This window comes from Prevotella sp. HMSC073D09 (assembly GCF_001814145.1).
Taxonomy (GTDB): domain Bacteria; phylum Bacteroidota; class Bacteroidia; order Bacteroidales; family Bacteroidaceae; genus Prevotella; species Prevotella conceptionensis.
The window spans coordinates 1-6113 of sequence record NZ_KV815026.1 but is presented as its reverse complement, the minus strand read 5'-3'; the positions used below and the strand labels follow the sequence as shown (position 1 = coordinate 6113).

7 protein-coding genes are annotated in these 6113 nt (G+C 43.4%); 2 read left to right on the top strand and 5 right to left on the bottom strand.

Annotated elements, in window-relative coordinates; translation table 11 throughout:
* Positions 1-244: 244 nt before the first annotated feature.
* The 5 genes from HMPREF2955_RS01250 to HMPREF2955_RS01230 form a co-directional block, all read right to left on the bottom strand.
* Positions 245-1324 (bottom strand): relaxase/mobilization nuclease domain-containing protein, encoded by a 1080-nt coding sequence (locus tag HMPREF2955_RS01250; protein WP_019188121.1) that lies wholly within the window; start codon positions 1322-1324, stop codon positions 245-247.
* Entirely contained in the window at positions 1308-1739 is a 432-nt protein-coding gene (locus tag HMPREF2955_RS01245; protein WP_019188120.1) for a plasmid mobilization protein, read from the bottom strand. The genes HMPREF2955_RS01250 and HMPREF2955_RS01245 overlap by 17 nt, the downstream gene beginning before the upstream one ends.
* Positions 1740-2090: 351 nt before the next feature.
* On the bottom strand, positions 2091-2552 hold the full coding sequence (locus HMPREF2955_RS01240; protein WP_070720145.1) for a DUF3408 domain-containing protein: 462 nt from the start codon (positions 2550-2552) through the stop codon (positions 2091-2093).
* Between the two features lie 4 nt (positions 2553-2556).
* Positions 2557-3513 carry a toprim domain-containing protein gene (locus HMPREF2955_RS01235; protein ID WP_070720143.1) on the bottom strand — a complete coding sequence of 319 codons (957 nt, stop codon included), beginning with the start codon at positions 3511-3513 and terminating at the stop codon, positions 2557-2559.
* 181 nt (positions 3514-3694) lie between these two features.
* Positions 3695-5131 carry a virulence-associated E family protein gene (locus HMPREF2955_RS01230; RefSeq protein ID WP_070720141.1) on the bottom strand — a complete coding sequence of 479 codons (1437 nt, stop codon included), beginning with the start codon at positions 5129-5131 and terminating at the stop codon, positions 3695-3697.
* A 410-nt stretch (positions 5132-5541) separates the two neighbouring features.
* Here HMPREF2955_RS01230 and HMPREF2955_RS01225 point away from each other — a divergent pair, with 410 nt between their 5' ends.
* Together HMPREF2955_RS01225 and HMPREF2955_RS01220 are read left to right on the top strand one after the other, a co-directional pair.
* Positions 5542-5832 (top strand): helix-turn-helix domain-containing protein, encoded by a 291-nt coding sequence (locus tag HMPREF2955_RS01225; RefSeq protein ID WP_019967629.1) that lies wholly within the window; start codon positions 5542-5544, stop codon positions 5830-5832.
* Positions 5829-6113, top strand: a 285-nt coding sequence (locus HMPREF2955_RS01220; protein ID WP_025830048.1) for a helix-turn-helix domain-containing protein, incomplete at its 3' end; no start/stop codon positions are given. The genes HMPREF2955_RS01225 and HMPREF2955_RS01220, both read left to right, overlap by 4 nt.

The window sequence follows — 6113 nt, the reverse complement described above, 5'->3', positions numbered from 1 at the left end:
GCAAGATGATTTCTAAAATGTATCTAATTGAAAATAAAGAAGTTACCTTGCTATACAAACTAAACAGGTAACGATTTGGAAACGAGCGAAGTGCCATTAACCGCAGGTTTCTGCATCAACAAAGAACGCTTGTTATTCTATTTGCAAAGATAATCATTTGCTTTGAATAACAAGCGTTTTTGATAAGATTTTCACTCTTTTGCGTCATCTGTTGTTTGGAAAGATTGAAAAATGAGGAGAATGGTTATATACCTCTTCCTCTTTTCTTCTTTTTCTTGGCTTGGTTTCTGAGTTTTCGTTGCCAAGCCATCTCTGCATAATCATCACCGTGTGTCTGTGAATTAATAAGTCCACCTGCTCCCAAAATCATTTCTTCGACAGCATTCAAGGCGGTGCTTGCTACATTTCCTACGGCTTGTGCAATGGATGAACTTTCGTTTGTTTTTGTAGGCGGTATGTATGAACGGCTGGGAGGAACAAGTTGATAGCCTGTGTCTGAGTGAGTTTTATCTTTTGCAGTCTCGTGTGCCAATGTGTGAGCTTTTGTTATCGTCTCCTTTGTTTCGGCCTTATTGGCTATCTCAAAGTTTTTCCGCAAAGAGTGGTATCCGAACTCCCTGCCGATTTCGGAAGCCTTGAAACATTGCCCGTTGTAGGAGAACTTCAAACCATAGACTTTTCCCTGTTTGTTCTTCATGCGCTCTATGATAATGTTGTTCTTATTCAATTCGTAGAGAAACATGGAATGCCCTGATATGCCACCGCCTTTATATTTATCCAACAAGGCATAACAGATTTGCTGTACTTCTTTCTTTGTTTGCTCTCTCGTAGGATTGGCTTTTGCTTTCTGATGCTTCCTTTCCGCCCTGACCTCCTTTGCAATGGTCAAGCCTTTCGAGCGACTTATTTCCTCCGCCACTCTTGCTGCCCTGTTGCTTACAAAAGTGGTATCATAGACCTCTCCGTACAGACTGATGCGGTTGGCAATGATATGGATATGCCTGTTGTCGGTATCTTTATGCGTTACTGCTACCCATTGGTGGTTGTCAAGTCCCATTTGTTTGGCAAACAGATGGGCTATCCGCATGAGTTCAGATACGGGTAGTTTCTTTTCATCCTGAGGTGCTATACCGATTTCAATGCGGAGGAACTTGTTTCTGCAACGACTGTTATAATCGCTGACCACTTTCATTTCCTCATAGATTGCTTTCGGTTCTCTGCTGCAAAGATTGTGGAAGGCAAGCCGATTACCGAGTTTGCCCTCTCTGAAAATATAGTCCAAAGCCGTGCTGCCGTGTGCTATCGCCCTACATTTTCCTATCATCTCTCGACATATTTAAGACCTTATATATTTCGTCGTCCACACGAAAATGCGGGTCGTAAAATCGCTTAAATGCTTCTTTGGCACATAGCGAAAGGTTCTGTGTGATATGTACCCATCTCTCATCCTTGACTTTAATAAGGTTGGAAATCTGCCCATAGAACCTGCCCGTATGCTGGAGAATACAAATGGCTTCCCTCTCATTTTCGGTCATCTTAGGAACTGTTGTTACCTCTCCATTAAGTAATATCTCACGGCAGTAGTCTGAGAACTTCCGTCTTGTGCTTTCCGCCTTTGACTTGATGCGCTGCTTTTCCTCTAAGGTGCATCTTACCTTGATGAACTCCGTCTTGTTCATCCTCGCTTCTTCTTTACCTCGTTGCTGCCACTTGGCAGTTCTGCTATCATATCTGTTCATATAAAAGTCCTCTTTTCTTTGTTTTCAATCTTGCTTAATTTCCGAACGCTGACCGATGAGAACGGAGTGATTACGGTCTAATCTCCCCGATAACCGAACGAGGGGAGCAAGCGCAGTTTGTGGGTACAAACTGACGTCTTGCAATGTCAGCTAACGTTCCGTTTACGCATAAAGCGTTTTGTTGCTTAAAAATGAATGCTATGCATTCAGAAGATTAACTGTGTTCGTGGCATTCCCACCGTTCAATGTGTTCAGTAAAAATCTATTGTTAGTACTACCCTAAAACGGTCGAGGATTTTGAGTGAAAGGGACATCCTTTTACCCGATGGTCCTTGACCGTTTTCCTGTAGTTTACAACTTCCTCCATTTCTCTGTGTCCTCACCGTATTCCTCCAAATGGAGGCGCACGATGTTCTCCACGAAACTTGAAAGATTGCTACCCCTGTCACCCAACCTGCGAACAATGAAGTCCGCACGTTCCTGGGTCTCCCTGCTCAGATAGACCGCCTTTCTCTCACTTAGCTTTGTTGGAACAAGGAACGCCTGCTTGTATGCTTCGAGTGTCTCTTTTCTCATTTTGGCACTGATGCGTCTTTGAACGGTTGCATGCTCTGTATGCTGTGCAGGCTCGGATGGTGTGGCATGCTCTATGGTATGCTCTGTTTCTTGTTGTTTTTTCTCTTGAATATTTTTCATTCCCTTTGCCCGGAATTCAGAGACAGTTTGTTCACTTGAATTTTTAGCCGGGCTTACACCAAAAGTTTCTCCTATGAAACGATCTATTTCTTCTATGTTTCTTCTTTCCTTTTTCATCACTCTATCTTATTTTAAGTTTGACTTGTTTTATTTTGTTGCTTGTATTTTGAGATTTCTCATGCTCACGGACACGGCTGACATGATACTCGTTAAGGTCTTTGAAGTCTTTATAATACACAGCCATATCTTCGACCTTAAAACCTTCGTTTACAAATTCCTGTACTGCTTTTCGCCCTACATCGTCATTATCAAGAAAAGCACGAACAGAGGTTATATTTCTTTTGTTCAGGTAGTGAATACTTCTTGCTACATTACTCACAGAATTCATCACGAGACATTGGTTGGTTACTTCCCCTTTCATTGAAAGAAAAGAGAGAAAGTCCATAAATCCCTCGAACAGGCAGACGGGTTGTGCCCTGTCCTCAAATATCGGAGTGATGTCCTTCGGGGCAATCGTTCCCTTGAACGTATTGTTGTCTCGAAGTTCATAACCACCTGAAGAATTGGCAAAGCCGATGGCTTCATATCTTCTTCCCCTTACCTCGTAGCTGATACATTTGAGAAAGGGTGTTGCCTTTTCCAAATCAATGCAGCGTTCCTTTTTGAGGTACTCCTGCAAATGTGGTGGCAGGGTGTCTGATATGCTTGTCAGTCTCCTTGTTCCGCTTGCTGTTACATCCTTTCTTTGATTTGGACTGATAGATGTTTCTCTCTTTGAAGAATTGTAGCTGTGCGCTGTATGCTCTAAAGCTTTCTGTCCCAAACGGCAGATGGCTTCCGAGAGCGTGCAGCCTTCCAAGCGCATACAAAGGTCAATAATGCTTCCACCTCTACTTTCGGCATAGTCTATCCAAAGGTTCTTTTCCGTGTCCACCTTGAAACTCGGACGCGTTTCCTCCCTGAGCGGTGAACGGTACATGGCATAGGCTGGTGTCCTGCGGACAGGTCTGATACCCTTCCTTTCGAGATACTCCATGATGGAATATCGCTTGATAAGTGATAAATCTTTTTCTTTCATTGTTATGATACTTTAATAGGTTGAATGATAATTATTTATGCTTGTCTGTTTTATGGTTTTACCGTTTCCAAAGTTTTTCCCCTCCAAACTTTTTCTTCTTTCTTCTTACTACATACTATTCTGTGATAAGTGATTGATAATCAGTATTACTTTGTAGTATAAGACAATACTATACATTCTACTACATTTGGCTACTACAAGTTTGATGGAGCGGACATGGCAAGATTTTCTTAATCTTGTAGACATAGATGGGGCTTCCACCGTTTCTTCGTTTGCTCACCTTTATGTATCCTGCTTTCTTCAAGGCTTCGCCCATACGCTTGGCAACAAGTGGCTGGTGGGTATAAATACCCAGATAGGTGAGTATCTCCGTAGTAGTCATTAACGAATAGCTTTCATCCTCCGTTGGCTTTTCAAAGCAACGCAACAAAAGTTCCATCTCAGCGGTCTGTACTTGAAAGTCTTCACTCTCCCTGTATAGTTCGGCAATCTCTTCATCATCAAACCAATAGCGGAAACCTGACTTTAACAGGGCTTTGGCTTCAGCATAGACATTGTCCATTGAAATACGCTTGGCTTTCTCTACGTCTATGGATAGAACTTCAAAGGGCAGAAACCTTCTGCTACCTGTGGGGTCGGTAAGAAAGTCATTGCCGTTCACTGATGCCACAAAGCTTGCCAAGTGGGGATGCTCCTCTACATACTTGTCATACGGCATACGGTACTTGACCATCGGACAGGTGATAAGGTTTTTCAGCTCATTCTCGTCCCGCTTATTGAGAGCTTTGAGCTGGTCGTCTATATTTACGATAAGGTTCTGACCGATATAAGTGAGTGTGTCTTTCTCCTGCGGATATATTTTTCCTGTGTAACTGTAACCGTGCAGTGCTGGGGGACAGAGCAGATCAAGGAACGAGGTCTTGAACTTTCCCTGCTCGCCTGTCAGCACAAGGCAGGTATGGTTACGGCACTCACGGTCGTCCATCGCATTAGCGACGACTGCCACAAGCCATTTGGTAAGATACGGTAACCATTTGTTAGAATTACGGACAACAACGCTGCTTGCCAAATCGGAGATTGCTTTCGGTGAAAAAGAAGGCACATTACTATCCCTGCAACCGGCATCATCACAGCTACTGCTATCACCTATATCTATCAAGGGCAATGCTTTGAAATACTCCTGCACGGGATTGATACGTGGAGAGAAGCTGCTTTCAATGATGGAATAAAGGTTCTCGGAAGAAGTCGCTATGCTTTCATCGCAATCAAGTTCCCTGCGAAGCGTGTTGATTTCGTAGCGACCGACTTTTGTAAATATGCCGCTGTTCCTACTTCGATATTCGGTTCTGCCCAATACCGTGTTGTATCTGAACTCGTAGTGTGTGGAGAGGTAGTTTTCTATCTCTGCGTTCTTGGAGGAACTACTCTTTCGATGAGGATTTCTTCTGCTGTCTGTATTGCCTGCATCTGCGTTCTTTTTCATTATTTCCTTGAATTGGTTTCCAAGAGTGAAGTTAGGGTGAGAATGCGTTATTTCCAAGCATTCAGAACCTTCTTGCATAATATTGCGCTCGTCCGCTGCAAAATTCTTAGGGAAACAGGCTGTCAAAAAGAGCATTTATCGTCTCATTAAACAAAAAATGGACGACAGGAAAAATAGATTAGCAGAAATACGGATGTTACTGTCTGCTTTCAGATGTACTCTTTTGCTTTGATTGTCTTATTAGCCTTATTTGTATAGTGGCAAAAGTATAAATCTGTCTCTTTTGCCCTTGTTATAGCGCCACAAGCTGCCACGTGAATGAAAAGTGATGGAATAAGAAATGCCCGATATTAATTTTGCAATGAAAGAAAAAAGACGGGGCAGGAAAATGCAAATGTGAACCGATGAAACGGATTGCTCTTTTCCCGATTGTTCCCGATACTTCCCTGCTGTTCCCCACGGCTTTGAGAGGCGCACGTACGCCATTACCTTTGCCAGCAGAAACAGGAAAGAACTGAAACAACAAACAATAACAAAATATGATTATGAACTATTACATCATTACGGAAACCAATTGGGCAAAGCTCCGAGATGAAATCTTGAGCCTTGCGGAATGCTGCCACAAGGCATTCGGAGAAAAAAGTAAGCACACGGACTGGCTGCACAACGGAGATGTGTGCCGACTGCTGAACATCAGCAAACGCACCTTGCAGCATTATCGTGATACGGGTGTGCTGCCGTTTACGCAAATCGGACACAAATGCTATTACAAGCGTGAGGATGTGGAAGCATTGCTTCTTACGAAGTCGAACAAACCTAAAAACAGGCAGATATGATGGAAACAGCAAGAGATTTGAACATGGAGACGGATGAGATGCAGCTGGTCGTCTCGGCTTTGAGAGGTGTGGGTAAACGGATTGTGGAAGTAGCGCAGACGCACAAGCCACTCTTTGCAGGCGAACTTTTCCTCACGGGTAAGGATGTGTGCGAACGGCTCTATATCAGTCCCCGCACCTTGCAGGACTACCGCGACAGGAAGATTATACCCTACACTCAGTTTGCAGGAAAGATACTCTATAAGGCTTCGGACTTGGAAAGGATGTTGGAGGAGAATTAC

Bases quoted from the DNA above. Each gene is read 5' to 3' on its own strand.
- HMPREF2955_RS01250 (WP_019188121.1), bottom strand. From the start codon at position 1,324: ATGATAGGAAAATGTAGGGCGATAGCACACGGCAGCACGGCTTTGGAC.
- HMPREF2955_RS01240 (WP_070720145.1), bottom strand. From the start codon at position 2,552: ATGAAAAAGGAAAGAAGAAACATAGAAGAAATAGATCGTTTCATAGGA.
- HMPREF2955_RS01245 (WP_019188120.1), bottom strand. From the start codon at position 1,739: ATGAACAGATATGATAGCAGAACTGCCAAGTGGCAGCAACGAGGTAAA.
- HMPREF2955_RS01225 (WP_019967629.1), top strand. From the start codon at position 5,542: ATGAACTATTACATCATTACGGAAACCAATTGGGCAAAGCTCCGAGAT.
- HMPREF2955_RS01235 (WP_070720143.1), bottom strand. From the start codon at position 3,513: ATGAAAGAAAAAGATTTATCACTTATCAAGCGATATTCCATCATGGAG.
- HMPREF2955_RS01230 (WP_070720141.1), bottom strand. From the start codon at position 5,131: ATGCTCTTTTTGACAGCCTGTTTCCCTAAGAATTTTGCAGCGGACGAG.